General features: G+C 71.4%; 23 protein-coding genes. 11 read left to right on the top strand and 12 right to left on the bottom strand.

What is annotated here, in order from left to right; all coding sequences use genetic code 11:
* Positions 1-201 (top strand): FAD-binding protein, encoded by a 201-nt coding sequence (locus FHR32_RS46520; protein ID WP_312881812.1) that lies wholly within the window; start codon positions 1-3, stop codon positions 199-201.
* Here the strand turns inward: FHR32_RS46520 and FHR32_RS00915 are convergent.
* The 5 genes from FHR32_RS00915 to FHR32_RS46515 all read right to left on the bottom strand — a co-directional run bounded on the left by FHR32_RS00915 (position 126) and on the right by FHR32_RS46515 (position 7,473).
* Positions 126-1,355: an MFS transporter gene (locus FHR32_RS00915; protein WP_312881810.1), complete on the bottom strand. Its 1,230-nt coding sequence runs from the start codon at positions 1,353-1,355 to the stop codon at positions 126-128. The two genes, FHR32_RS46520 and FHR32_RS00915, sit on opposite strands and share 76 nt — an antisense overlap.
* Positions 1,356-1,458: 103 nt before the next feature.
* On the bottom strand, positions 1,459-3,528 hold the full coding sequence (locus FHR32_RS00910) for a serine/threonine-protein kinase (protein WP_246465886.1): 2,070 nt from the start codon (positions 3,526-3,528) through the stop codon (positions 1,459-1,461).
* A 231-nt stretch (positions 3,529-3,759) separates the two neighbouring features.
* Complete coding sequence (locus FHR32_RS00905) at positions 3,760-5,169, bottom strand: YlbE family protein (protein WP_184752071.1); 1,410 nt, start codon at positions 5,167-5,169, stop codon at positions 3,760-3,762.
* A gap of 28 nt (positions 5,170-5,197) precedes the next feature.
* Complete coding sequence (locus FHR32_RS00900; RefSeq protein WP_312881807.1) at positions 5,198-6,592, bottom strand: AllF/FdrA family protein; 1,395 nt, start codon at positions 6,590-6,592, stop codon at positions 5,198-5,200.
* Positions 6,589-7,473, bottom strand: a complete 885-nt coding sequence (locus tag FHR32_RS46515) for an oxamate carbamoyltransferase subunit AllH family protein (RefSeq protein WP_184752069.1) — start codon at positions 7,471-7,473, stop codon at positions 6,589-6,591. The genes FHR32_RS00900 and FHR32_RS46515 overlap by 4 nt, the downstream gene beginning before the upstream one ends.
* A 201-nt stretch (positions 7,474-7,674) precedes the next feature.
* Between FHR32_RS46515 and FHR32_RS00890 the strand changes: the two genes are divergently transcribed.
* From FHR32_RS00890 to cutA, 6 genes are all read left to right on the top strand, one after another.
* A complete protein-coding gene (locus FHR32_RS00890; protein ID WP_184752067.1) occupies positions 7,675-9,237 on the top strand; it encodes a PucR family transcriptional regulator in 1,563 nt (520 codons plus the stop codon).
* Between the two features lie 11 nt (positions 9,238-9,248).
* Entirely contained in the window at positions 9,249-9,470 is a 222-nt protein-coding gene (locus FHR32_RS00885) for an RNA-binding S4 domain-containing protein (protein ID WP_184752065.1), read from the top strand.
* 192 nt (positions 9,471-9,662) lie between these two features.
* Positions 9,663-11,066 (top strand): uracil-xanthine permease family protein, encoded by a 1,404-nt coding sequence (locus FHR32_RS00880; protein WP_184752063.1) that lies wholly within the window; start codon positions 9,663-9,665, stop codon positions 11,064-11,066.
* The gene (locus FHR32_RS46510; protein WP_184752061.1) at positions 11,063-11,932 is read left to right on the top strand and encodes an FAD binding domain-containing protein; all 870 of its coding nucleotides are present in this window, start codon (positions 11,063-11,065) and stop codon (positions 11,930-11,932) included. Before FHR32_RS00880 ends, FHR32_RS46510 begins: the two co-directional genes overlap by 4 nt.
* A 90-nt stretch (positions 11,933-12,022) precedes the next feature.
* Entirely contained in the window at positions 12,023-12,505 is a 483-nt protein-coding gene (locus FHR32_RS00870; RefSeq protein ID WP_312881805.1) for a (2Fe-2S)-binding protein, read from the top strand.
* Positions 12,505-14,922, top strand: coding sequence for an aerobic carbon-monoxide dehydrogenase large subunit (gene cutA, locus FHR32_RS00865; protein WP_246465884.1), 2,418 nt, complete (start codon positions 12,505-12,507; stop codon positions 14,920-14,922). The genes FHR32_RS00870 and cutA overlap by 1 nt, the downstream gene beginning before the upstream one ends.
* Before the next feature lie 224 nt (positions 14,923-15,146).
* On the opposite strand, the gene FHR32_RS00860 is transcribed toward cutA, so the two are convergent.
* The 7 genes from FHR32_RS00860 to FHR32_RS00830 form a co-directional block, all read right to left on the bottom strand.
* Positions 15,147-15,695, bottom strand: a complete 549-nt coding sequence (locus tag FHR32_RS00860) for a LamG-like jellyroll fold domain-containing protein (RefSeq protein WP_184752057.1) — start codon at positions 15,693-15,695, stop codon at positions 15,147-15,149.
* 182 nt (positions 15,696-15,877) lie between these two features.
* Entirely contained in the window at positions 15,878-17,914 is a 2,037-nt protein-coding gene (locus FHR32_RS00855) for a PQQ-dependent sugar dehydrogenase (protein ID WP_221465205.1), read from the bottom strand.
* A gap of 133 nt (positions 17,915-18,047) precedes the next feature.
* On the bottom strand, positions 18,048-18,365 hold the full coding sequence (locus tag FHR32_RS00850; protein WP_312881804.1) for a substrate-binding domain-containing protein: 318 nt from the start codon (positions 18,363-18,365) through the stop codon (positions 18,048-18,050).
* A 35-nt stretch (positions 18,366-18,400) separates the two neighbouring features.
* Entirely contained in the window at positions 18,401-19,645 is a 1,245-nt protein-coding gene (locus FHR32_RS00845) for an MFS transporter (RefSeq protein ID WP_184752053.1), read from the bottom strand.
* Positions 19,646-19,747: 102 nt separating this feature from the next.
* On the bottom strand, positions 19,748-20,686 hold the full coding sequence (cydB, locus tag FHR32_RS00840) for a cytochrome d ubiquinol oxidase subunit II (protein WP_184752051.1): 939 nt from the start codon (positions 20,684-20,686) through the stop codon (positions 19,748-19,750).
* 11 nt (positions 20,687-20,697) lie between these two features.
* On the bottom strand, positions 20,698-22,125 hold the full coding sequence (locus tag FHR32_RS00835) for a cytochrome ubiquinol oxidase subunit I (protein WP_184752049.1): 1,428 nt from the start codon (positions 22,123-22,125) through the stop codon (positions 20,698-20,700).
* A gap of 231 nt (positions 22,126-22,356) precedes the next feature.
* Positions 22,357-23,232, bottom strand: coding sequence for a polysaccharide deacetylase family protein (locus FHR32_RS00830; RefSeq protein ID WP_246465880.1), 876 nt, complete (start codon positions 23,230-23,232; stop codon positions 22,357-22,359).
* A gap of 250 nt (positions 23,233-23,482) precedes the next feature.
* Between FHR32_RS00830 and FHR32_RS00825 the strand changes: the two genes are divergently transcribed.
* The 4 genes from FHR32_RS00825 (at position 23,483) to FHR32_RS00810 (ending at position 26,395) form a co-directional block, all read left to right on the top strand.
* Positions 23,483-23,869, top strand: a complete 387-nt coding sequence (locus tag FHR32_RS00825) for a VOC family protein (RefSeq protein ID WP_184752048.1) — start codon at positions 23,483-23,485, stop codon at positions 23,867-23,869.
* A gap of 290 nt (positions 23,870-24,159) precedes the next feature.
* A complete protein-coding gene (locus tag FHR32_RS00820; RefSeq protein WP_184752046.1) occupies positions 24,160-25,239 on the top strand; it encodes a fatty acid desaturase family protein in 1,080 nt (359 codons plus the stop codon).
* 127 nt (positions 25,240-25,366) lie between these two features.
* Positions 25,367-26,035, top strand: a complete 669-nt coding sequence (locus FHR32_RS00815; protein ID WP_184752044.1) for an SRPBCC family protein — start codon at positions 25,367-25,369, stop codon at positions 26,033-26,035.
* A gap of 141 nt (positions 26,036-26,176) precedes the next feature.
* On the top strand, positions 26,177-26,395 hold the full coding sequence (locus FHR32_RS00810) for a hypothetical protein (RefSeq protein WP_184752042.1): 219 nt from the start codon (positions 26,177-26,179) through the stop codon (positions 26,393-26,395).
* The last annotated feature ends 68 nt before the right edge of the window (positions 26,396-26,463 follow it).

The following is a 26,463-nucleotide window of genomic DNA, read 5'->3' as shown; positions in this document are numbered from 1 at the left end:
ATGGTGACCGATCAGCTGAGGGACGGCTATGACGTGGTGGTGTTCGGCGGTGGCGCTGCGGGGTTGAGCGGGGCGCTGATGCTGGCTCGGGCACGGCGGCCGGTGGTGGTGATCGATGCGGGCGCTCAGGGGCGTCTCAGCGTCAGCCACGCGCCGGTGATCGTCACCATGACGGCCACCACCGTGCCGAGCGCGCCGTAGGACAGGGTGCTCACGATCGCTCCCGCCACCACCGTGCCGGTCGCGCCGCAGGCGTTCATCAGGAGGTCCGACAGGCCCTGTACGGCGGGGCGGTGCTCCAGCGACACGGCCTCGCTGAGCATCGCCGAGCCGGAGATCAGGCCGCAGGACCAGCCGACGCCCAGCAGGGCCAGGGCGACCGACACCTGCACGACACCGTGCGGCCCCGCCGTACCGGCGAGGACGGCGGCCGCGAGCAGCAGGGCCATGCCGAGCACCAGCATCCGGATCCGGCCGATCCGGTCGGCCAGCCAGCCGACCACCGGTGAGAGGGCGTACATGCCCGCGATGTGCATGCTGATCACGATGCCGATGACCGAATAGGTGGCGCCGTTGTGGTTGAGGTGGATCGGCGTCATGGACATGACCGACACCATCGCGGTGTGGCTGACCGCGATCGCGACCAGCGCCTGCGACGCGGCCGGTGTCGCGCGCAGGACCTGCCAGGCGGTGCGCAGTGTGCCCCTGGTCCGTGCCGCCGGTGTCATGGAGGCCGCGGACGTGGCGGGTGCGACCGAGCGGGCCAGCAGCAGCGGGTCGGGGCGTAGCCCGGCCGCGATGATGCCCAGTGCGATCGCGAAGGCCAGTAGGGAGAACACGAACGGGCCGACGTCCGGGGCGAGGCCGGCCCGGCGGGCGAGATGGTCGGCCGGCTCCACGAGGTTCGGACCGGCGACCGAGCCGATCGTGACGGCCCACACCACCCATGACAGGTGCCGTGCCGAATGCCCCGGGGCGGACAGGTCGGTCGCCGAGTAACGGGAGGCCAGGTTTCCGGCGCTCGCGCCGCCGAAGAGCACCAGTCCGGCGAGGAGCAGCGGCCATGAGCCCACCGTGATGGCGATCACCACGGTCAGACAGCCGAGCAGGGCCGAGCCGTAGGCCAGGGTCAGCCCCCTCCGGCGCCCGCCCCGGCCGGAGGCCCTGGCGGTGGGCAGCGCCAGCAGCGCGGCGCCGAGCACGCTCGCGGTTCCGGCCAGTCCGCTGATCGCCACAGAGCCGGAGAGCTTGCCGACCACCAGCGAACCGAGGGCGAGTCCCACGGCGACCCCGGCCCCGCTGGTGATCTGGGCGAGGGACAGGACGGCGAGTGTCCGCCGCTGAACGGCGGCCACCTCCCCCTTACCTATAGGGGAAATATCAACATCTGTGGGGGTTTTGGTCACGAGTGAAGTCTGTCATCACTCATGGCGTTCCCCTGGAGGCGGTCGCCGGAGCTCAGCCGACCTGGGTGAAGGTGTCGAGGAAGGTCTGCCGGAGCGGGTTGCTCTTCTCCCAGTCCAGGTCCTGCATCGCGAACGTGATCTGGTAGGCGCTCTGGCCGTCGAGCGCGACGTAGCGGGTCAGCCCGTGCATGGGGACGACGCTCCCGGGCCGGACGTAGGTGTACTCCCAGTCGGCGGCCTTCCACCTGCCGTACCGGACCGGCGCCACCCCGACCTCGATGTATTCGTCCAGTCCCTTCTTGCTCGCCCGGCTGAGCGCGGTCACCGGATCGGCGACCGGGACCTTGGTGACGACGATGCTCCGCCCGCCGTCCTTCGGGCCCGCGAAGGTGACCGGCCCGTCTTTCTCCGTCTTCACCGCCCAGCCCTTGGCCACCGCGCCGGAGACGCCTGCCCCGCTCAGCGTCCTGAACCCCTCCGGGACCTCACCGGGTGTCTGCGGCGCCTGATCGGCCAGTGTGGCGGCCGTGGGGATCGCCGGAGACGGGTCCGGGGACCCCGCCGTGTCCGGGCCGCCGCCGGGGAGCAGGATGAGCAGCGCGGCCAGCACGGCCAGCACCACGGCTCCGCCGGCCAGCAGCAGCAGGAGCGGGGTCGGCCGGCCCTTGCGCATCCAGGTGCCGCCGCCCCTCGCCCGCCGGCGGGAACTCCTGCGCCCCTCCAGCCGGCTGGGCGCCGTCGCGGACCGGGGGTCCTGCGTGGCATCGCGGGTGGCCGGGCCGTCCGCGGACGCGGCGGGCCACCGCGCGGCTCCGGAGGAGCCCTGCGGTGGAACGCTCTGGGCCTCGCCGGTGGAACCGGTCAGCGGATCGGGTGTCGAGGGACGTCCGAGGTCGGCCGACGGACTGCGCAGTGCCTCGTAACCGCGCTGGTTGCCGGTGGGGAAGCCGTCCGGCGTGCCCGGCGGATCGACGGCCTCGGCCGGGGGCCGTCCCGGGATGGAGGGCAGGCCGGTGCGGTGCGCCCCGGAGGGGCCGGACAGCGCGTCGCGCGGGGTCGCGTAACCGCCCGGCGCGTCGTAGGGCACCCGTACCGGACCGGAAGGGGTTTCGATGATCCGCGAGGGCATCGGCCCGGAGGCTGGGTCCAGCGGCGGCATGAGGTGCATCGGCGTGGAGCCGCCGGGGAACGCCGCCGGGGAGAGCGGCGGGTCGGCCCCGCGGTCCGGGGGAGTGGAACCGTGGCTGCGCAGCACCCGGTCCAGCAGGTCCGACGCCTGGGCGGCGGTCATCCGGTCGGCGGGGTCCTTGCGGAGCAGGCCCTCGATGACGGCGACCAGCGCCCCGGCCCGCTGCGGCCGGATGGGCTCCTGGGTGAGGATCGCGCCCAGCACGGCCACCGCGTCGGGGCCCTCGTAGGGAGGGCGGCCCTCGACGGCCGCGTACAGCGTGGCGCCGAAGGACCACAGGTCGGCGGCGTATGTGATCGGCCGGCCGGACAGCCGCTCCGGCGGGATGTAGGCGGGAGAACCCATCAGCGGGCCGGTCTGGGTGATCGCGACGTCACCCTCTATCGCGGCGATGCCGAAGTCGGTGAGCACCACCCGGTCGGAGGTGAGCAGCACGTTGCCGGGTTTGACGTCGCGGTGCAGGACCCCGGCGGCGTGGGCGTGGCGGAGCGCGTCGAGCACCCGGACGCCGATCTCGGCGGCCTGCGCGACGGGCAGTGGCCCGCTCCGCCGTACGGCCTGCTCCAGGGACCAGGCGCGGACCAGCTCCATCACGATCCAGGGACGGCCGTCCTCCTCGACGACGTCGTGGACGGTGACGATCCCGGGGTGGCTGAGCCGCGCCGCCGAGCGGGCCTCGCGCAGCATGCGACGGTGTGCCACCTGCTTGCCCGCGTGGTCCAGCCCGTAGGGAAGGATCAGCTCCTTGACCGCGACGTCCCGGTCGAGCAGGACGTCGTGCGCGTGCCACACCATGCCCATGCCGCCCCGGCCGACCGGTGACATCAGGCGGTATCGCCGGCCCACCAGCCTGCCCTGCACCGTCGGCGTGGTCGCGCCGACGCTCTCGTGCTCCGGTCCCATCGGGGCCTTACCGAGCAAGCGATCGGTCATCGTACCCCGTCCCCCCCCACGATCAACCTTATTTCTAAGGTTGGACACGATATCGGGATCACATTAGGTAATGGAAGTTGGTGCGGCGGGGTGAGTATCGCACTAAATGCCGGTTGTGCCGCTCCCCGTGCCGCTGACCTGCTGCTCGAGAGCCGATGCCGAGCCGTGATATGCCGCCGCGTCCACCATGATTCGATCATGAATTTCGGGCCGCGGTTTCCCGGAAAACGGTTACTTAACCGATCCGCCGCCGGGATCGGCCGCCTCGGCCAGCGCCGTCAGGGCGGCGGTGAAGGCCGAGGCGGGTGGGCTCACCAGACCCGCGCCGACCTGTCCCGTGCCCGCGACCCGGCCCGCGATACCGGTGTTCACGGTGGGCAGCAGGCCCGTCCTGGCGACCAGCGTGACGTCGACGCCGACCGGTGTGCCCCGGAAGTCGAGGGCCGGAATCTGGTAGGCGGGATGCTCGGCGAGGGTGATCTCGTACATGGACCGGGTCGCCGCCATCGCGTCGGACACGTCGCCGCCGACGAACCTGACGATCGCCGGGGCCGCGGCCATCGCGAAGCCCCCCAGCCCCGCCGTCTCGGTGATCGTGGAGTCGCCGATGTCGGGGTTGGCGTCCGCGGGGCCGTACGCGCCGAGGTAGAGACCGTCCGGCACGCCCGCCGGGCCGGTGAACCAGCGGTCACCCAGCCCGGAGACCTGGACGCCGAAGTCCGTGCCGTTGCGGGCCATCGCGACGACCATGGTGGAGCCGGGCACGTCCCTGGCCGCGTCCGCGCTCACCTTGCACGCCGCCATGCCCGCGTTGAGGAAGAAGTGGTCGTTGCCGTTGACGAAACGCAGCACCTCGGCCGCGTGGCCGGGGGCGGCGTCCACGATCCCCGGAGCCAGCTCCCGCATCAGCAGCGAGGTGGCGGCCCGGTTGCGGTTGTGCAGCTCGTCGCCCATCTGCAGGGCCTGCGCGGTCAGCGCCCGCAGATCCAGCGGTCCGGTCCGCTCCAGGGTGGCCCGCAGGACGGGGCCGAGCACCTCGTCCATCCAGCGCAGCCGCGTCAGCACCTCCGGACCGTAGGCGCCGTAGCGCAGCACCTTGCCCAGGCCCTCGTTGAGCGAGCAGTAGGCGGTGCCGCCGTGTTCGGCGTCACGGACCTCGAACATCCACATCGACGGGCTGACCACGCCCGCCATCGGGCCCACCGTCCGATGACGATGGCAGGGTTCCAGCCGGGCGCCTCCGGCCGCCAGCCGCTCGCCGGCCTCTCCCGCGTCGGCGGCCAGCCCCTCCAGCAGCATCGCCCCGACGAGCGCGCCACGCATCGGGCCCGACGCCCGTTCCCAGTCGATCGGCGGTCCCGCGTGCAGGAACGTGCCCCGGGGCAGGTCCAGCACCTCGTGCGCGGGCCGTACGGCGACGAGCTGGGGCCGCGCGGACACCAGGCGGCCCACGGCCGTGGCGTTGGCGCGGTCCCTGCGCGGGTCGGAGAGCACCCGGGCCAGGTCGCCGGCGGTGCCGGGCATCGGCGGGCGCCAGTCCACCCCCACCCTGGGCACCGCCTGCGCGTCCAGGGCCTCGCCGAGGATCTCGGCCCCGACCGTGATCACCCGGGGCTCTCCGGAGAGCATGGGCAGCGTCATCGGCATCTCCTGAGCGGGGAACGGCGGGTCAACGGGGGCTCGCGAGCAGACCGGACGCGTGCCCGGCGGCCTGGGCGTTGGAGGCGAACACCGCGGCCCCCGCCGCGCGCAGCGCCTCGGCCTGGACGTCCGGCCTCTGGGGGTCGCCCGCGGAGCCGACCAGCGCGACGACCACCGGCACGCCCCTGCCGACCGCCGCGGCCACCGCGGGAGCGAGCCGCGCCGCGGGGCCGGGGTCGGCGCCGTGCCCGAGAACCACGTCGAGCAGGGCGACGTCGCCGGCCGGCACCTCGGCCAGCGCCTCCAGGCGGAGCGTGGGGTCGATCATCGGATGGGCCCGGCCACGGGTGTAGGCGTCGTCGCCGAAGTCGGTGAACTCCCCGGCCCCGGCGACCAGCCGGGCCTCGGCGCACAGCGTCCCGCCCGAGTACAGGCCTCGCAGCGTCCCCGTGCGCCCGTGCGCTCCGGGCGTCGCGGGCGCCGGCCACGACCGCCATGCGGGCACCGGCACCCCGAGCGCGCGCAGGGCGGTCTCGGCCGCCGTGGTCAGGTCGCCGGAGCCGGTGCCGAGCAGCGCGGTCACCACGGGGGTCTCCAGCGCGGCGACGGCCTCCCGCACGGCGTGCGCGACCTCGGGAGCGGGCGGTTTGGAGATCAGAACGATCAGTTCGGTCGCCGGATCGGCGTCGAGGGCCTGGAGCGCGCGGAGCGTGGAGCGCCCGCCCACCTCCTTCGACAGGTCTCTGCCTCCCACGCCCAGCACGTGGCTGACCCCCACGCCCGCCAGGTCCAGCAGGCAGCTCACCTGCTGGGCGCCGGTCCCCGAGGCGGCCACCATCCCGACAGGGCCGGGCCGGAGCACGTTCGCGAAGCCCAGACCCACCCCGCCGATCACCGAGGTGCCGCAGTCAGGCCCCATGACCAGCACGTCCAGCTCACCGGCACGCCTTTTGAGCAGAACCTCCTGCTCGACCGGCACGTTGTCACTGAAGATCATCACAGAGAGGCCGGCCTCGATCGCGTCCATCGCCTCGGCGAACGCGTACGGTCCCGGCACCGAGACCAGGGCCAGCGTGCAGGCCCGGCCGCGCGCGGCGGCGCGCACGGTGCGCGGCGGGTGCGCGGCAGCCGCCGCCACCTCCGCCGAAGCGCCGGTGAGAGCGGCCAGGAGCCGGTCCAGCTCGGCGTCGGCCGCCTCCAGCGTGCCCGGGTCGCCGGCCCGCAGGGCGACCAGCAGGTCGGCCGGGTCCGCCTCGGGGAGGTCGAAGCCCAGCTCGGCGGCCATCTCGCGATTGAGCTCCGTGGCCATCGCCACCACCGCGACCTCCACCCCCGCAAGGGCGGTGACCGCCTGGCTGACCTTCATCAGGCTCACCGAGTCGTGGTACACCCCCGTGCGTATCCGCACCAGATCAGCGCTCACCCCGCCCCGCCCCCCAGACTGACGACGGCGGCGAGGCCGATGCGCAACCCCCAGGCCAGATCCGCTCCCGACGTGTGGCCGAGCCGGAGCAGCCGGTGCAGCGCCGGATCCAGCGCCTGTCGCCCCGCCAGCCCCCGCAGTACGGCCAGCACCTCGCCGCTGGCCTCGCCCCGGGCCGCGCAGTGCAGCAGCGTCGCGGAGATGGGAGTGGTCCTGCCACGGGCGTCGAAGGTGACCGCGGCGGCCAGCCAGCCGGCCAGCCAGACGGCACGGGGCACCCCCGCCGCCGCGCCCAGGTGCCGCAGCGCCACCAGCAGCCCGGCGAGCATGTCGTCACCGCTGGGAGTGAGCCCCGGGCCCAGCCCGACGAGCTGCTCGGCGGCCATGACGCCCCGTACCAGGGACGCCTGCGCGCAGCCTTCGGACAGCAGGTCGGCGGCACCGTTGCCCTCCAGCCCCGGACGCCGCGCCGACCGGTCGCACAGTTCCGTCATCGCGGGCAGCGCGGCCGCCAGCCGTACCGGATCCACCGGGCCGAGCACCGGGGCCGGATTCCACCAGCGGCGCGCCCGCAGGCTGAGCCGTCCGACCTCGATCGAGCCGTCGCCCACATGCGCCTCGTCCCCGACGGCGACCTGCGGCATCGTGCCGGTGACCACCATCGAGTTGGGCAGCCTGGTGGCGCTCTCCGTCACCAGCGCGACCACGTGCGGTTCCAGCTCGGTGCGGACCTCCAGGTAGATCCCGGACGGGAAGGCCGCCAGCACCCGCGCGGGGCGGCGGGGCGACTCCAGCATCCGGCGCAGAGCCGTGCTGGCCGCGCCGGTCGCGTCCGTCCGCGCGTGGGCCCGCCGGCCCCCCGGGCGTGTCGCAACGGTCACAGGGCCTCCCTCGGTGGCCCCGGGGCGGTGCTGTGACCGCCGGTCCGTCCGCTCTGCTCGATCACGGATTCCCCCATCCCCTGACCCATTGAAGCCGACCGTAGAACGGCCTCTGATCACCGCCGTACGGAGAAAGATGCCAACAGTCGGCCAAAAGGTTGGCTCTTCCTGACAGACGGCTCCATCGGTCACAATCGCAGCATGGAACCTCCCGTGCGTCTGGCAAGCACCGGCACGATCATCCACGGAGTCGCCGTCAGCGAGGTCCTCGGCGTCTCGACCCTCGCGGGGGCCCGGCTGCTGGCGGGGGAGCGGGGCCTGGGCCGGATCGTTCAGCGGCTCAACGTCATGGAGGTTCCCGACGTCCTCGCCTGGGTGAAGCCGCACGAGCTGCTGCTCACCACCGGCTACCCGCTGCGCAACACCCCCCAGTCGCTCGACCGGCTGGTGGCCGACCTGGACGAGCGCGGCCTGGCCGCGCTGGCCATCAAGCTCGGCCGTTACGTGGAGCGGCTCCCCGAGGAGATGGTGCAACAGGCCGACCGGCTGGGCTTCCCGCTGATCCAGCTCCCCGACGACGTCGGTTTCGACGACATCCTCAACCAGGTGCTCACCGACATCCTCAACCGGCAGGCCGCCGTGCTGGCCAGGGCCGAGGAGGCGCACCGGGCGCTGGTCCAGGTCGTGCTGGCCGGGGGCGGGCTCCGCGAGGTGACGGCCGAGGTGGCCGGACTGCTCGACGTGGCCGTGGCGGTGCTGGACGGGGCCGGCCAGATGCTGGCCTCCGCCGGGCCCGCCGACCACCTGGCGGCACTGCGCGGGGCCGCCGACGGGCATCACACCTCGGTCCCCGTCGTCGCGGGCGGCCACCACCACGGCCGGATCGTCGCCCGCGGCCCCGTCGGACCGGTCGCCGACAGCGACGTCGGAATCCTGGAACGTGCCGCCACCGTCGCCGCGCTCGTGGTGACCCGGCAGGAGGCCGTCAACGCGGTCGAGAGCAAATACCGCGCCGACTTCCTGCGCGACGTGCTCACCGGCCGGGCCGGCGGCGTCGAGCGGGTCGCCTCGCGGGCCAGGGCCTTCGGCTGGGATCTGGAGCGTCCGGTCACCGTGCTGGTGGCCGAACTCGACCCCGAGAGGGACGAGCGCGTCGCCCAGGACCGCCTGGTCGCCTCCTGGACCGCCGCGATGCGCCGTCACGACCCGCGCGGCGCGGTGGCCGGCTTCTCCCACGAGGTCGTCACCGTCGTGGACGCGGCCGTCGACACCGTCCGCCTGGCCAAGGACGCCGCCACGGCCTTCGCCGAGGGACTGTCCGCCACCTTCTCCACCGGTGCCAGCCGTACCGCCGCCGGAGCCGACGCCCTCCCCGAGGCGTACGGCCAGGCGGTGAAGGCGGCCAGGGTCGGCCGCCAGCTCCACGGCCCGGCCGCGGTCGCCCACTTCGACCAGCTCGGCGTCTACCGGCTGCTGTCCCTGGTCAACGACACCGCCGAGCTGCACGCCTTCGTCCGCGAGGCCCTCGGCCCGCTGGCCGCCGACGACGACGCCGAGAACGCCGACCTCCGCCGGACCCTGCAGGTGCTGCTCGACACCAACCTCAACGTCGCCGAGACGGCCCGCCGGCTGCACTTCCACTACAACACGCTGCGCTACCGCATCGGCAAGCTGGAGCGGATGCTCGGCAACTTCACCGAGGACGCCCACCTGCGCCTGAACCTCACCCTCGCGCTGCACGTCCTGCGGATGCGCGGCATCTAAACTCATGGACCGTGAACGAGACCTTTGAGCTGGAGACCGACTACATCCCGCTGTGCGACCTGCTGAAGTACTGCGCCGTCACCGACACCGGCGGTCAGGCCAAGCACTTCATCGCGGAGGGGAACGTCATGGTGGACGGCGAGGTCGAGCTCCGCAAGACCTGCAAGATCCGCGCCGGGCAGGTCGTCGCCGGCGACGGTTTCGAGATCCGCGTCGTCGCCACCCGGGCCTGACCGCCGTCTCACCTCCCGTCGATCACGCTGTGCGCGAGTCGACCCCTGGTCAGTGGATCAGTTTTGGCAGATCATGACAGTGTAAGGGGAAGGCCACGGGCCTAATGTGCCCGCAACGACAGCATGGGATTCGCCGGAGGCATGCCTGCGGGGTGGCCACCGACCGACGGCCCGGTGAAAGGGTGGGGCTTGATGGTTGCAGGTTGGACCAAGCACGGCGACGGAAGGCACCTGGCCCCCGGAGAGGTGGTCAGACCGGACGAGCGGCTGTCGTGGCCACGCATGGCCGGCTTCGGCGCGCAGCACGTCATCGCCATGTTCGGTGCGACGTTCGTCTTCCCGCTGGTCATGGGGCTGAGTCCCAACCTCGCCATCATGTTCTCCGGCATCGCGACGATCATGTTCCTGCTCATCGTGAAAGGGAAGATCCCCAGCTACCTCGGGACGAGCGCCTCGTTCGTGGGCGGCGTGGTGTCCATCCGGGCGATCTTCGGCGGTGACACGCCCGCGGTCGACGCGATCGTCACCGGGGCGATCCTCGTGGTCGGCCTGGTGCTCGCCCTGGTGGGCGTGGCGATCCACTACCTCGGGGTGCAGGTCATCAACCGGGTGTTCCCGCCCGTCGTCACCGGCGCGGTCGTCATGCTGATCGGGTTCGGTCTGGCCTACGTGGTCGCCGACGTCTACTGGCCGCAGGACCAGTGGATCGCCCTGATCACCATGGTCGTCACCTTCCTGATCATCGCGCTGTTCAAGGGGTTCATCGGCCGGATCGGCATCCTGCTGGGGCTGGTCATCGGCTTCGCCCTCTCCTGGGCGGCCGACAGGGTCTTCGGGAACATCACCGCCTACAACGCCGCGACCGGTGCGGTCGACACGCATCCGCGGGTGAGCTTCGCCGGCGTGGCACAGGCGGACTGGATCGGCCTGCCCGACATGCACGCGCCCGACATCAGGTTCTCCGCCGTCCTGCTGGTGCTCCCGGCCCTGATCGCGCTGGTCGCGGAGAACGTGGGCCATGTCAAGGCGGTCGGCGAGATGACCGGCACCGACGTGGACCCCTACCTGGGCCGGGCGATCATCGGCGACGGTGCCGCCACCGCGGTCGCCAGCGCCTTCGGCGGCTCCCCGACCACCACCTACGCCGAGAACATCGGGGTCATGGCCGCCACGAGGGTCTACTCCACGGCCGCCTACTACATCGCGGCCGTCATCGCGATCCTCTTCGGCCTGTGCCCCAAGTTCGGCGCGCTGGTCGCGGCCACCCCCGGTGGTGTGCTCGGCGGCATCACGGTGATCCTCTACGGCATGATCGGCCTGCTCGGCGCGAAGATCTGGATCGAGAACCGGGTCGACTTCTCCAACCCGATCAACATGATCCCGATCGGGGCGGGCATCATCCTGGCCATCGGGCCGGTCAGGCACATGGTCGGCCCGAAATTCCCGCTGGAGGGCATCGCGTTCGGCACCATCGTGGTGGTGGGCGGCTACCACCTGCTCAGGGCGCTGTCCGGCCGGACCGGGACCGCGGAGCTCCCCGTGCCCGACGGCGGACCCGGCGCCAGGGACGGGCACGAGAAAGAGACGTCCGGGTGAAACCCGCTCCCTTCGAGTACCACGCTCCCCGCTCTCTCGGCGAGGCGCTCGACGCCCTCGCCGAGGCCGGAGCGGACGGGAAGGTGCTCGCGGGCGGCCAGAGCCTGATCCCGATGCTCAACATGCGACTGGCCGCGCCCGCTCACCTCATCGACATCAACCGCCTCACCGAGCTGGCCACCCTCGACGTGGAGCCCGGCGGCGTCCGGGTCGGCGCGCTGGCCAGGCACGCGCAGGTGGAGCGTTCCGAACCCGTCGCCGCCGCCCAGCCGCTGCTGCGCCAGGCGCTCAGGCTGGTCGCCCACCCGGTGATCCGCAACCGGGGCACGGTGGTCGGCAGCCTGGTGCACGCCGACCCGGCCGCCGAACTGCCCGCCGTGCTCGCCCTCCTCGGCGGCTCGGTGCGGCTGGCCCGGCGCGGCGCCACCCGCGACGTCACCGCCGCCGCCTTCTTCACCGGTCCCATGGAGTCGGCCACCGGACCGGGGGAGCTGGCCGTCTCCGCGCTCTTCCCCCTGCTCCCGGCGCGTTCGGGCACCGCGTTCCGCGAGGTGGCCAGGCGGCACGGCGACTACGCTCTGGCGGGGATCGCGGCGCTGGTCAGCCTGGACGACGACCTGCGGATCACCGTCGCCAGGGTGGCGTGCGTGAGCGTGGGACCGGTCCCGGTGCTCGTCGACGTCACCGAGGTCTGCGGCCATCGCCCGCCCGCCTCGGCCGGCTGGGACGCGGCGGCGCGGGCCGTACAGGACCGGATCGAGCCGGAGGCCGACATCCACGCGAGCGCCGGCTACCGGCGCCATCTCATCGGGGTCCTCGCCGAGCAGGCCCTGCGGGACGCGGCGCGGGCGGCTCTCGATGCCTGAGCGGAGCCGGGGCGGGACGGCCCGGCCAGGAGCGGGGAGACGGGCCGGCGGACGAGGCCGCGGATGCGGCGGACGAGGAACGGTGAGCCGGTGACGGACATCGCGATCACACTGACCGTGAACGGCGTGGTCCGGCAGGTCGAGGTGCCGGGGCGGCGGTTGCTGTCGGACTGCCTCCGGCACGATCTCGGTCTGACCGGTACACACGTCGGATGCGAGCACGGGGTATGCGGGTGCTGCACGGTGCTGCTGGACGGCGAGCCGGTCCGGTCCTGCCTGACGTTCGCGGTCACCGTGGACGGGCACGACATCACCACGGTGGAGGGGCTCGCCGCCCCCGACGGTGCGATGTCGCCGGTGCAGCGGGCCTTCGCCGAATGCCACGGCCTGCAGTGCGGATTCTGCACGCCGGGTTTCCTGTGCACCGTCACCGCCCTGCTGCGCGACAACCCGTCGCCGACCGGCGAGGAGGTGCTGGAGGGCATCTCCGGCAACCTGTGCCGGTGCACGGGGTATCAGAACATCGTGAAGTCCGTCCACCGCGCGGCCGAGATCATGGCGGAGGAGACGTGATGCACGGCGAGGCAGCGGGCGGGGGCGGCATGACGACGAAGCTGTTCGGCGAGCCGGTGCGCCGCCGGGAGGACCCCCGGCTGCTCACCGGCCAGGGGCGTTACCTGGACGATCTCGGCACGCACGCGCTGGAGGCGGCGTTCGTCCGGTCCCCGCACGCGCACGCCCGGATCCGCGACGTCGACGTGTCGGCCGCGCTCGACGTGGACGGGCTGGTGGCGATCTACACCTGGGAGGATCTGCCCGCCCTGCTCGCCCAGCCGCTGCCGCTGCTCATCCCGCACCCGGCGCTGACCCACGGCCGCACCGCTTACCCGCTCGCCCGCGACCTGGTCAGGCATGTCGGTGAGCCCGTCGTGATGGTCGTCGCCCGCGACCGCTACCTTGCCGAGGACGCCTGCGCGCTCATCCGGGTGGACTACGAGGTCCTCAAACCGGTGGTCGGGGTGGAGGAGGCGGCGCGGTCCGCCCGGCTCGTCCACGACGACGTGCCGGGCAACGTCGGCGCGCACCTGGTCCAGGAGGTGCCCTCGGCGGCCGGGCTCGGCGCGCGGGAGGCGATCGAGGCGGCGCCGCACACCCTGTCCTTCCGGCTCGACATCGAGCGCAGCGCGTCGATGCCGCTCGAAGGGCGGGGCGTGTACGCCCGATGGGACGCCGACGACCAGTCCCTGCGCGTGTACACCAGCACCCAGACCTCCACCAGCGTCCGCATGGCCGTCGCGGCCAGGCTCGGCCTGCCGCTGCCCAAGGTCGAGGTGATCGCGCCCGACGTGGGCGGCGGTTTCGGAGTCAAGATCGTGCACCCGTGGCCGGAGGAGCTGCTGGTCCCCTGGGCGGCCATCGCGCTGGGCCGCGAGGTCAAGTGGACCGAGGACCGCCGTGAGCACTTCGTCTCCTCGGCGCACGAACGGGCCCAGGTCCACTCCGTCCGGGTCGGCTTCGACGACGACGGCCGGGTGCTCGGCCTGGACGTGACCATCCTGCACGACCACGGCGCCTACACCCCGTACGGGATCATCGTGCCGATCATCACCTCCACCCAGCTCCCGGGCCCCTACCGGATCGGCGCCTACCGGGTCGAGTTCTCCTCGATCTACACCAATACCGTGCAGGTCACTCCATACCGGGGAGCCGGCCGCCCGCAGGCCGTCTTCTGCATGGAACGGACGATGGACCACATCGCCGCCCACCTGGGAGCCGACCGTACGGCGGTGCGCGCGGTCAACTTCATCCAGCCCGACGAGTTCCCCTACGACCAGGGCCTGATCTTCCAGGACGGCCGCCCGCTGATCTACGACAGCGGCGACTACCCCGAATCGCTGCGGATGCTCAAGGAACTCATCGGCTGGGACTCCTTCCCCGAGCTGAAGGCCAGGGCGGCGGCCGAGGGACGGAGGATCGGCATCGGCATCGGCTGTTACGTCGAGGGCACCGGTGTCGGGCCGTACGAGGGCGGCCACGTCCAGATCACCTCCGACGGCCGGGTGCACGTCTCCACCGGGCTCACCTCCCAGGGGCAGGGCCACGAGACCGTGTTCGCGCAGATCGCCGCCACCGAGCTCGGCGTGCCGCTGGAGCGGGTCTCGGTGGTGACCGGCGACACCCGCAGGTTCGGCTACGCGGTCGGCACGTTCGCCTCGCGGGCCGCGGTGATGAGCGGGAACGCGATCGCGCTGGCGTGCCGCAAGGTCAGGGAGAAGGCCCTGCGGATCGCCGCCGACGCGCTGGAGGCCGATCCCGGCGACCTGGAGATCGCCGACGGCGAGGTGAGGGTGGTGGGCTCGCCCGGGGCCGCGATCCCGCTGGCGACCGTGGCGGTGCTGTCCAATCCCCTGCGCTACGCCTTCGACGCCGAGGCGGCCCGGGCGACCCAGTTCGCGGGGGCGTCGTCCTTCGACCGGCCGCCGGTCGCGGAAGGGGAGGAACCGGGGCTGGAGGGACGTGACTACTACTCGCCGCTCCGGTCGACCTTCGCCTCCGGCATGCACGCGGCGATCGTCGAGACCGACCCGCTGACGGCCGAGATCCGCATCCTGCGCTACGCCGTCGTCCACGACTGCGGCAACCTGATCAACCCGATGATCGTCGAGGGACAGATCCACGGCGGCGTCGCCCAGGGGGTGGGCGGCGCGCTGTACGAGCGGATGGTCTACGACGAGCACGGCCAGCTGCTGAACGCCTCGTTCATGGACTTCCTGATGCCCTACGCCACCGAGGTGCCTTTCATCGAGACCGCCCACCTGCAGACCCCGTCGCCGCTCAACCCCCTGGGGATCAAGGGGGCCGGTGAGGCCGGGGTCATCCCGGTGTCGGCGGTGATCGCCTCGGCCGTCGAGGACGCCGAGGGGATCGAGATCGACAGGATGCCGATCTCCCCGTCGGAGCTGTTCGACCTGCGCCGTTCCGCCGGCTGAGCTCGGGGCCGGCCGTGACGAGGCGAGGTCTGGAACCCGACCGGCGGATCAATCCCCGTCGTAAGGCGGTGGCGTCCGGCTCCGCCTCAGGTCGTCCACCCGGTGAACCGCCGATTCCCGCGGAGCTCACGCTGGACCTCATCCGGCCAGGCGGGCAGGGGCGGTGCCCCGGCGGACCCGCCGGGGGAGCGTGCCTTCGGGCTCCCCCGGCGGGACGGGCCGGATCAGGGGTGATTCTTGGTGGCCCAGCGGTACTGCTGGAGGACCTCTTTCCCGGTCACGGCCCGGTCGAGGAACATCAGGTCGTCAAGCCGGCAGTCACACGGGTTCTGCTCCTTGGTGTTCTGGGGGAAACTGCCGCCGATCTTGATGCCTCGGGGGTCCGTCGCCGAGGTGAGGTCCGGCTCCGGCGGCCCGGCGACCTCCCACGGATCATCCGTGAGCGTGTAGGCGCCGTCGAGCGGCCGGCCGTTCTTGTACAGCGCCATGGTGCCCTCGTCGAAATCGAAGGTCGCGGTGAGGAACACCCATTCGTTGGGCGGCAGCACGCTCTGCCACGCCTCGTTGGCGGCGAACGTCTGGGACCTGCCGCCGTCGACGCGCCTGCCGAGCGCGACCACCCGCAGCTCTCCCGACACATTGATCACTTCGAGCAGGGCGCGGACGTCGTGACCCTGGGAGGTGCCGGTGAGAACGCCCGCCAGCCCGACCGCGTTGTAGTGGTCGTTCGGGTCCGGCGTGTTGGAGTTGGGGCCGTCGCGAACGACCCGCACAGCGCCACGGCCGCAAGGGCGGCCGCGAGTCCGCGTGGCCGGCGGCGTCCCGGCGCCGCGGCATCATGACTGACGTACACGTGATGATCTCTCACTGACTTCTCCTGGTGCGTCGTCGGGCACTGCGGGCGCTGCCGGGGCGGAACGTCCGCCCCGGCAGCGCCGTGGTCACGCTCGTACGGTCAGTCGTTCACCCGGGTGCCGGTGACCTTGAGGTCACGGAGCCTGCCGATGTTGTCGAACGACCCGAAACCCACCCGGCCGGAGGTGAAGGTCGTGTCGACGGCGGTCATCAGCGGAGTCTTCGCGCCGTCGACGTACACGGCGATCTCCCCCGAGTCGGTGCAGTGCTTCACCCTGACCTGATGCCACTGCTCATCGGTGACGGCGGGCTTGGCGCCTCTCGAACGCACCGCGTCCCACTGGTCCTCGATCCGCACCCGGTCGGCGTTGTTCACGGCGAAGATCCCGTTGTGCGGATAGATCGTGTTGTCCGTCGACAGGTGGGCGTAGTAGAACTGCGTGTCGCTCTGGTAGCCGAACACGACGATCACATCGCGGTTGGTGACCTCGACGGGGGTGTCCAGCCGGACCTCGCCGTCAACCTGGACCGAGCCGAACTTCGGCCCCGCGGAGAGCACCGCGTACTCGAAGGGGCGGCGGGGGCCGGGACGAGACTCCCCGGCCTCGGCCAGGACGACCTCTTTCCCGGGGAACTGCCACTTCGCCGGGGTGACCGGGGTCCAGTCCTCCGCCCGCGTCACATTGCTCACCCGGGTATGGCCGGCGTCGCAGTCGGCGAACCGCCGCGTGCCGGTGACCTTCCAGATCTTGCCGTTGGCCTTGGACAGGATGTAGAGCTCGCCGGCGCTGTCTCGGCCGAACCGGAAGTCGACCCGGGCGTCACCGGCCAGGTCCTGCGTCGTGACCCGCTTGCCCGTCTGGTCGTAGACCATGAGCTCGTAGATCTGGGCGGGCTTGGCGCCGACCTTCATCTCACGCTCGTTGGTGTAGAAGACGCGGCCGGTGACGATGTCTCCGAAGAGATATTTGCCGCGCAGCTCAGGCGCATTGCGGCCACGGTAGACGAAGCCGCCGGAGATCCCGCGCCCGACGTCGGAGGTGCAGTTCCAGCCCGGCGGAGGGTTGTGGTCGTAGGCGGCCACCGGGTAGGTGTAGCCGTTCTTCGCGTCGTCGGCGGGCAGCGGGTGGAGACGGTTGCAGGGGTCCGAGGTGGTCTTGTCGAACACGAAGGCCCCCTCCCGCTCGCTCCATCCGAAGTTGGCGCCCGCCGTGACCTCGTAGACCGACTCGATGGACTTCTCGCCGATGTGTCCGAGGAACATGCGGTGCCGCCCGGCGGGGTCCCAGCTGAAGCGGTGCGGGTCGCGCATCCCGTAGGCGTAGATCTCCCCGAGCGCGCCCGGCCTGCCCACGAACGGGTTGTCGGCCGGGATGCCGTACTTGCCGCCGGCGCTGTTCCCGGCCCGCGGGTCGATCCGGAAGATCTTCCCGTACGGCACCGACAGGGTCTGGGGCTCGGTGTTGCCGACGCCCTTGCCGCCGTCGCCCACCGCGACGTAGAGCAGCCCGTAGTCCTTGCTGCCGCGTTTCGCGGTCGGGTTGAAGTCGATCTGCTGGATCCCGTGGATCTGACCCGCGAACCCGAGCCGGAGGATCTCCCGGCTGCTTCCGTGGAAGGTGCTCGCCGACGGGTCGTCCGCCGTCCACTCGGTCACGACGCCGTGGTAGAGGGTGCCCGCCTGGGGCGGCATGTCCGTGGGCTTCGTCGCGGACGAGGCCCGTTCGGTGTGGACCGTGTAGAAGATGCCGTTCTTCTTGAACTCGGGGTGGAAGGTGACGAAACCGAAGCCCTGCCCCATGCCGGCACCGGAGAAGAACTGGGGCGCGAACGTGGCGCCGACGTCAAGGTAGATCTGCTGCACGCCGTCCTTGAGTAGATACAGCTTGCCATTGAGGTCAGGCACGAACTTGCGTCCGGAGCCGTCCGGAACGTCGCCGATGTAGTTGATTCGGGCCCATCGCATCAACCGTGGATCGGTCGGTGCCGGGGTCGGTTCTGATTTGGGGAATGTGGCGAACTCTTCGACGGTCAGCCCCAGGCCGGAGGGGATCGGATCCTCCGGGATCGGGTCGGAGAGCGCTCCGTCGGTGTGCGCGGCTGCCTGCCGTACGGGCAAAGCCGCTGCTTGTGGCATTGGGAGAAGGCTTGTGAGTGCGAGAACGATCGTTGGGAGAAGCCATCTGGTCTTCAGCATCCCGCCCACCTAAAAGCTCGGGGAGAGCGCAGGGAAAGCGCTTCCCCGAAGGTACGAGACGATCACATCAACGTCAACAACTTGTTACTTCGGGACCGAAATTAACTCTCGCAGGGGTCGCAAAGCCGGTCCCTGCGGCCATGCGAGGGACGGGTCGGCGGGCGTGTCCGGTCGGGCCGGACGGCGCCGGAGCGGGGCCGGTGGAGGCGCGGACCACCAGCTCGTGGCCGGTACGGCGGCGCCGGGGCCGGGCGGCCGGCGGGTTGAGCACGAGTTCCAGCGCCTGCCTGCCCATGTCGGTCAGCGGCAGGCGCACCGTGGTCAGCCCCGGGTAGACGCCGGCCGCGACCGGGATGTCGTCGAAGCCCGCGACCGAGACCTCCCCGGGCACCAGGCGCTGATCTTCCGGTCCCGGCCCTCAGGCCGTCAGACGCCGACCTCGTCCGCGGTGGGCAGGTCGCGCATCGTGCGCAGCGGGGAGAGCAGGAGCGGCACCACGGCCAGCAGCGCCAGCGTGGCGCTGATCCACAGCGTGGTGCGGGCTCCGAAGATCTCGCCCAGCCCTCCTCCGATCAGGCCTCCGAGGGGGAGGACGCCCCAGACCACGGAGCGCATGGTCGCGTTCATGCGGCCCAGCATGTTCTCGGGGGTGACGCTCTGGCGGAAGCTGATCTGCCCGACGTTGTAGAGCACCACGCCGATGGTCTGCATGAACATGGCCACCGGGTACAGCCCCGTTCTCCAGCCGGCGGTGGTGAGGGGCACCAGTAGCATGAACGGGCTGGTCAGGAGGGGTGACAGCCAGATGATCCGGGCCGAGCCGACCCACCGGCTCACCCTGCCCACGACGGTCGCGCCGAGGAGCGCGCCGACGGATCCCACGGTGAACAGCAGGCCGATCACTCCCGGGGTGAGGCCCACCACCCGGGTCAGGAAGATCATCTCAACGGCGGCCAGCATGCCGTTCGTGAGGTTGGCGATGGCGGTGGAGGCGGCGATCATCCGCAGGATGCGGTGGCCGGCCACGTAGCGCAGCCCCTCGCCGATCTCCTTGAGCAGTCCGCGCCGGTCCGCGCGGTCCGGCACCTCCTCGACGGCGTCGATCCGCCACAGGAACAGGGCGGAGCCGAGGAAGCTGACGGCGTCCACGAGCACCGCGATCGGCGCGGTGATCAGCTGGACCAGGCCGCCGCCCAGGCCCGGGCCGGTGACGCCCGCCGCCGACCGGACGATCTCCAGTTTGGAGTTGCCGTCCATCAGCCGGTCCTTGGCGATCAGGCTCGGCAGGTAGCTCTGGTAGGCGATGTCGAAGAAGACCGTGGCCAGGCCCATGCCGAGTGACACGACGTACAGCTGGGGGAGCGTCAGCACGCCGAGCCACCAGGCGATCGGCACCGAGGCCAGCAGCGCACCGCGGACCAGGTCCGCGCTCACCAGGATCCGACGCTTGCGCATCCGGTCGACCCACACCCCGGCGGGCAGTCCCACCAGAAGGAATGCCGCGGTCTGTGCGGCGAACAGCAGGCCGGTGTCCAACTCGCTCGCCTTGAGCGTGATTACCGCGACCAGCGGAAGGGCCAGCACGCTGATCTGCGTGCCGGCCTGGCTGATCATATCCGCACCGAACAGGAGCGCGAAGTTCCGTTGTCGGAATAGGCTAGGGGGTGTCATGAAGGGATTGTTTTAGAAGTTTTCCTGAAAAATCAACCCATTCCCTTTACAAAATGCGACACCGGGAGTTCGGGAGCGAGATCGTTATGGTTGGCCCGGAGCTCAGGACGGCTCGGCGACCAGGCGCTTGCGGAACACCCAGTAGGACCAGATCTGGTAGCCGAGCACGAACGGCAGCGCGATCAGGCCGATCCAGGTCAGCATGCCCAGCGTGTAGGGGCCGGAGGCGGCCTCGGCGACCGTGAGGCCGGGCAGGGGGGCCGACCAGAGGGTGCCGAACAGGGCGGCGGAGCCCAGCGCGACGGACGAGGCGGTGGCGGCGAACGCCCAGCCGTCCCGGCCACGCCAGGTCAGCGCGGTCCCGGCGGACAGGGCCGCCACCGAGGCCAGTGCGGACGCCCACAGCCAGGGGGTCGCGGCCCGGCCGAAGGCCTCCCCCCCGGCGGGGATGGCCGACAGCGCCACCACCGCGGCGGGCAGCGCCACCACGGAAGCCGTCATCGCGGCGCGGCGGGCCCGGACGCGCACCGGGCCGGACGCCTTGAGGGCGACGAAGACGGCGCCGTGCAGCACGCACAGCGAGAGGGAGAACACCCCGCCGACCAGCGCGGCCGTCATGCTGCCCCGCAGCAGGTGGGCGAAGATCGCACCCCACAGGAAGGCCGGGAGCGCGCTGCCGACGAAGATGCCCAGGTCGCACCAGGCGCGGTTGGACGGGCGATGGACCTTGCCCCGCCACTCCAGGCCGATCCCGCGCACGATCAGCCCGACGAGGACCAGCGCGATCGGCAGGTAGAACCCGCTGAGCAGTCCGGCGTACCAGGCCGGGAACGCGGCGAACATCGCACCGACCGCGGTGATCAGCCAGACCTCGTTGCCGTCCCAGACCGGGCCGATCGTGCCGAGGACCTGCTTGCGCTCGGCCTCGTTCCGTGACAGCGCCGGGACCAGTAGGCCCACGCCGAAGTCGAAGCCCTCCAGGACGAAGTATCCGGTCCACAGGAACGCGATGACCGCGAACCAGAAGGTGGTGAGTTCCATCGTTTCCGCCTTCAGTACATCAGGGACGGCTGGAGCCGGGCGGCCGCGTCCTCGTCGTCACGTGAGGGGGGCGCGGGCGGGGCGGGGGAGACGGGCTCGGGGCCCGTCTTGACGTGACGGACGATCAGTACGGCCTCCGCCAGCGCGAGCGCGCCGTACAGGGCGGTGAAGACCGCCAGCGAGACGGCCACCTCGGTGAGGCTGACGCCGGGCGACACGCTCGCGGCCGTGAGCAGCTCGCCCTGGACGGTCCAGGGCTGGCGGCCGATCTCGCTGAGCAGCCAGCCCGAGATCATCGCGACGGTCGGCAGCGGCAGAGCCAGCAGGCAGGCGCGGGCGAACCACGCGGGGACCGCGCGCGGCGCGTCGGGGTCGCGGCGGCGCCTGCGGGTCAGCCAGAGGCCGAGGACCGACAGGGCCACCGTGGCCATCCCGAAGACGATCATCACACGGAAGGACCAGAAGACCACGGGCAGGTTGGGCCGGTAGTCGGCCGGGCCGAACTCCCTGGCGTACCGGGCCTGCAGGTCCTCGGTGCCCTGGACGACCGCGTCCGGGTCGTTGGTGGCCAGGAAACTGAGCAGCATGGGCACCTCCACCCCCGGCACGGGGGAGAACGGCGCGCCCGCCGTGTCGTGCCGCAGGCCCTCGGCGGCGGCCAGCTTCATCGGCTGCTGCTCGTACAGCAGCTTGGCGGAGGTGTCCCCGCTGACCGCGACCACGACCCCGGCGATCGCGGTCATGACCAGCGCGGCCCGCATCGGCGTCCGCCAGATGCCCGCGCCCCGCCGTGCCGGCGTGCTCTGGCCGGCGCGCCGCTCCCGCAGGACCTGGTAGCCGCAGATCGCCAGCACGAACCCGCCGGCGACGACGAAGGCCGCGCCCACCACGTGGGGAACCTGCGCGAGCGCGGCGGAGTTGGTGAGAACCGCCCACAGGTCCGTCATGCGTGCCTTGCCGTCGACCACCTCGTAGCCGACCGGATGCTTCATCCAGGCGTTGGCGGCGAGGATGAAGTACGCCGACAGGTTGGAGCCGATGACCGCCGCCCAGATCGTGGCCAGGTGCACGCGCTTGGGCAGCTTGTCCCAGCCGAAGATCCACAGTCCCAGGAACGTCGACTCCAGGAAGAAGGCGAGCAGCGCCTCCAGGGCCAGCGGGGCGCCGAAGACGTCGCCGACGAAGACCGAGTACTCGCTCCAGTTCATGCCGAACTGGAACTCCTGCACGATCCCGGTCACCACGCCCATCGCGAAGTTGATCAGAAAGATCTTCCCGAAGAACCTGGTGAGCCTGAGGTAGTGCTCCTTGCCCGTACGGTGCCACGCGGTCTGCAGGCCGGCCACGAAGACGCCGAGGCCGATCGTCAGGGGTACGAACAGAAAGTGGTAAACGGTGGTGACCCCGAACTGCCACCGCGCCAGGTCCAGTGCGTCCATCTTTCCCTCGCCGTCAAAAGCTCTACAGCTTGTAGTTCTACTAAGAGTAGTACTACAAGCTGTAGAGCAATGTGGCGATCCGGCGCCGCGGACTACTGCGATCTTCGTCACACGGCCCGGCCTGCCGCGCCGCGGACCGTGCATCCCCGGTGCAAGCGCCGCTCCGGAGAGCCGCGAGTATGGCGCTGGAACGGAAGCGGGGGAGACGGGCCGTCCGGGGTCGCGTGCGGACTACCGGGTCGCGGCCTTCAGGTAGGCGTCCAGGTTGCCGAGTTCGAACCCCCGGCGCTTGATCTTGTTGACCAGGATGCGGAAGTCCCGTGACAGGTCCGGCCGGAAGTGCAGCAGCAGCACGTCGCCGGGGCGGAGCTTCTTGTCGGGCACCTGGTAGGCGATCTTCCCGCCGGGCTGTACGGTCGCGGTCCAGAGCAGGAGCGCGTCGATGCCGCAGGCCTTCGCGGCTCTGCGGGTCAGGATGTTCTGGTTGCCGAACGGCGGCCGGAACAGCGTGGGCCTGTTGCCGAGGTGCCTGCGGATCAGCGCGGAGGTGCCGCAGATCTCGGCCTTCTGTCCTCCGTAGCCGAGCGTGATGAGGTTCGGGTGGGTCAGCGTGTGGTTCTCCACCGTCGCCCCCGCGTCGCGCAGGTCACGCATGTAGCCCCACTTGCCGGCACCCACGAACCTGCCCCCCTGGGCGGTCGGGTCCGTCGCGCCCCTGGCCTCCACGGCGTCACGGGTGACGAAGGCCGTGATGGGGATCCGCCGGTCCCTGACCTGGGTGATGAAGCCCGGGTCCTGCTCCCAGCCGTCGTCGATGGTGAGGAAGACCACCTTCCTCCTGGTGGGGATGGAGCTGATCACCGGTGGCAGTCCGTCGGTGGGCCGGGGGATCCGGCCCACCTCACCCGGCCTGGGCAGGGCCCCAGGGGGACCCGGAGGCGGGGTGGGAGAGGCGCTGGCGGCCGGGGAGGAGGTGCGGCCGGGCCGGGGGGCACCTCCGGTGGTGTCGCCGCCGCATCCGGCGGCGCCCGCCGCCAGGACCATGAACGCCGCCGCCGATCTGGTCGCCCGCGACGTCCTTGATGTCCCTGATATCCCCGATGTCATGGGCCACCATCCTGCCAGCAGCCGGGGTTCCAACCGACCCGTCAACGCCCGTCCACGACTCCGCACCGGGCCGACCTGCCGTTATGGCGGGCACGAGCCCGTGGGGCGGGCGCGGAGAGGCATGGATGGGGCCGTTGGGGGGGAGGCTGCCGGTAGGGAAAGGGGGACACATGCCGCAGTCCGATGAGAACCGGCCGGTCGCCGGTCGGCGGGGAGCCGGGGGCCGGAGGCGGGGGAGGTCGGTCGACGTATGGAAGTACTGAGCGGCCGCATCCTCGTGCGTCCCGCCGACCCCGAGCGCAGCCGCCGGTTCTACCGTGACGTCCTGGGGCTGGCGGTCTATCGCGAGTTCGGCCCTCCCGAGGACCCGGGTCTGGTCTTCTTTCTCGGGCAGGGGTTCCTTGAGCTCTCCGGCCGGTCCGACGGAGCGGCGGCGGGGATCTCCGCGATCTGGCTCCAGGTCCGGGACCTGTCCGCCGAACACGTACGGCTGCGCGACGCGGGGGTCGGCGTGGTCCGCCCGCCGCAGAGGGAGCCGTGGGGGCTGATCGAGATGTGGATCGAGGATCCCGACGGCGTGCCCATCGTCCTGGTCGAGATCCCCGGCGACCATCCCCTCCGCCGTGACCAGCGGTGATCGCCCTTTCCGTCTCCGCTCCCCGCGGGCCGTCCTCCCGTCCCCCGCCCGCCCCCGAGGGCGCGGTGCTTGGCGGGGGCCGCTTCTAACGCTCCGAAAAGCTTTGATTACCCCCCATATCGCCGCCGGGTGCCGGGGTAGGGTCAGCACTACCACGAGTCCGGGTGGGCGCGGGGGTCCGTGATCACGGCAGTCGCGGGATCCTAGGCCAGTCGGCTTTTTTGTGCCAATTCATAACGCGCTAATAGCCAGCTAATCATGTCTGGTGTTCCGATCCCCTGAGGAGAACCGTGACCGACTCGCTCGCGATCGATGCCGCCGAAACAGTAGACGGGAGAGACCAAGAGCGGGGCAGCGACTTCGCCAGGCTTTCACGCCGGATCGTCCAGGCGGGGCTGCTGGAGCGGCGCCACGGATACTACGCCCTGCGGCTCGGTCTCGTCGCCGTCTGTTTCGTCGGCGGCTGGGCCGCCTTCTTCGCGGTGGGCGACTCCTGGTACCAGCTGCTGGTGGCGATCTTCCTCTCGCTGGTCTTCGCCCAGGTGGCGCTGGTAGCCCACGACCTGGCCCATCGGCAGGTCTTCCGTTCCCGGCGCTCCAGCGAGATCGCCGGCCTGGTGGCCGGAAACCTCAGCATCGGCATGAGCTACGGCTGGTGGATGGACAAGCACACCCGCCACCACGCCAACCCCAACCACGAAGACCACGACCCGGACGTCGCCCCCGACGTCCTGATCTGGTCGGTCGAGCAGGCCGCCGTCAGCCGGGGACTGTCGAGGTTCCTGGGCCCCAGGCAGGCGTTCCTGTTCTTCCCCCTGCTCACCCTGGAGGGCTTCAACCTGCACGTGGCCAGCTTCCGGGCCCTGTCACGCCCGTCGCTGAGGAACCGCGGGCTGGAGACGGCGCTGCTGGTCGTGCACGTGGCCGCCTACCTCGCCGCGCTGTTCGCGGTGCTGTCGCCCGGCAAGGCCGTGGTGTTCCTCCTGCTGCACCAGGCGATCTTCGGCGTCTACCTGGGCTGCACGTTCGCGCCCAACCACAAGGGGATGCCGATGCTGCGGGGGGCGGAGCGGCTCGACTTCCTCCGGCGTCAGGTGCTGACCTCGCGCAACGTGAGCGGCGGACGGGTGGTGGACACGGTGCTGGGCGGGCTCAACTACCAGATCGAGCATCATCTCTTCCCCAGCATGCCGATGCCGAACCTGCGCCGCGCCCAGCCGATCGTGCGGGCGTACTGCGAGGAGCTGGGCATCGACTATCTCGAGAGCGGGCTTTTCAGCTCCTACGCCCAGGCACTGCGGCACCTGCACGAGGTGGGGGCACCGCTGCGGGCTCGCGGCTCCGTAGCGGACCCGGCCTCCTCCAAGTAAGGAGGCCCGGCAGCCCGCCGGTGTCCCGCACGCCGTACGGCGCGGATGTCTCTGACAATCACGCGCCGTGCCGGAGGGCAGATGTTGCTGTTATCCGTACGGGACGGGATTGCCTAGGGTTCATGGTGTGAAGCTCGCAGGCAGTGCCGTGCTCGGCATCGACAGGGACCGTGTGTGGTCCGCGCTCCAGAACCCGGCCGTGCTCGTGCGCACGATCCCGGGCTGCGAGCGCCTGGAGGAGACGGGACCCGACACCTACCGGATGACGGTCACCGCCGGAGTGGCCTCGATCAAGGGCGTCTACCAGGGGGAGGTCGCGCTGTCCGAGCCCGACGCCCCGCAGCGCTTCGTGCTCAGGGCCCGGGGCCAGGGCGCGCCCGGCACCGTGGACGCCACCGTGGAGGTCCGCCTCAGCGAGATCGAGGGCGGCACCCGGATCGACTACGACGCCGAGGCCGTGATCGGCGGCATGATCGGCGGCGTCGGCCAGCGCATGCTCAGCTCGGTCGCCAAGAGGACCGCGGGGGAGTTCTTCTCCGCCGTCGAAAGCCATCTCTCCTCCGGTACGGCCCCCGTCGCGCCTTCCCCGGCCGTGACGTCTCCCGCCGTGACCGCTCCGGCCGGGACCGTCGCCGTCCGGGAGACGGCCCCGCAGGTCTTCGAGCGTCCGGCAGACCGGCCCGTGACGGACGCCCGCGTGTGGCCGGTCCTCGCGGCGTTCGGCATGGGCGCGGGCATCGCGCTCGGCAGCGCCGTGATCGGCTGGCTGCTCGGCCGTACCGGCAGGAGGAGCTGAGACCGCGTCGGCAGGAAAAGCCGATCATGCACTGGTGAAGACTGAGGGCTTTTCGCGTCAAGCGGTCGGCGCGTCCCCGTAATGAAACGCGCGTCTCATGTCATTTTCGGGTGAGTCGGCCGACGACGGGCCCGGGGGAACATGGAGCCGCTGCTGATCCTGCACGCCGCCGCGGCGGTGTGTGCCCCGGCGCTGGCCCTGCTCATGACGTTCCTGGTCACCGGCGTGGGCGCGCTGGTCCTGCTGTACCAGGTGGTCACGGCGACGGTGGCCGCCTACATGGTGGGGCGGGCGGCCTACCGGTCCGGCTCGCCGGACGACGACGGCACCGCCGTCCCGCCTCTCGGCCCTCACGCGTGAAGGGAGCCGGGCAGCCGCCCTGGCGACGGCGGCCCTCGCGCGGGGGGAGCGCCGGGCGTAACGTGGCC

Origin of the sequence: Streptosporangium album (genome assembly GCF_014203795.1) — a bacterium.
GTDB classification, from domain to species: Bacteria; Actinomycetota; Actinomycetes; order Streptosporangiales; family Streptosporangiaceae; genus Streptosporangium; species Streptosporangium album.
The sequence above is the reverse complement of the archived record's forward strand: the minus strand, read 5'-3'. Positions and strand labels throughout refer to the sequence as shown.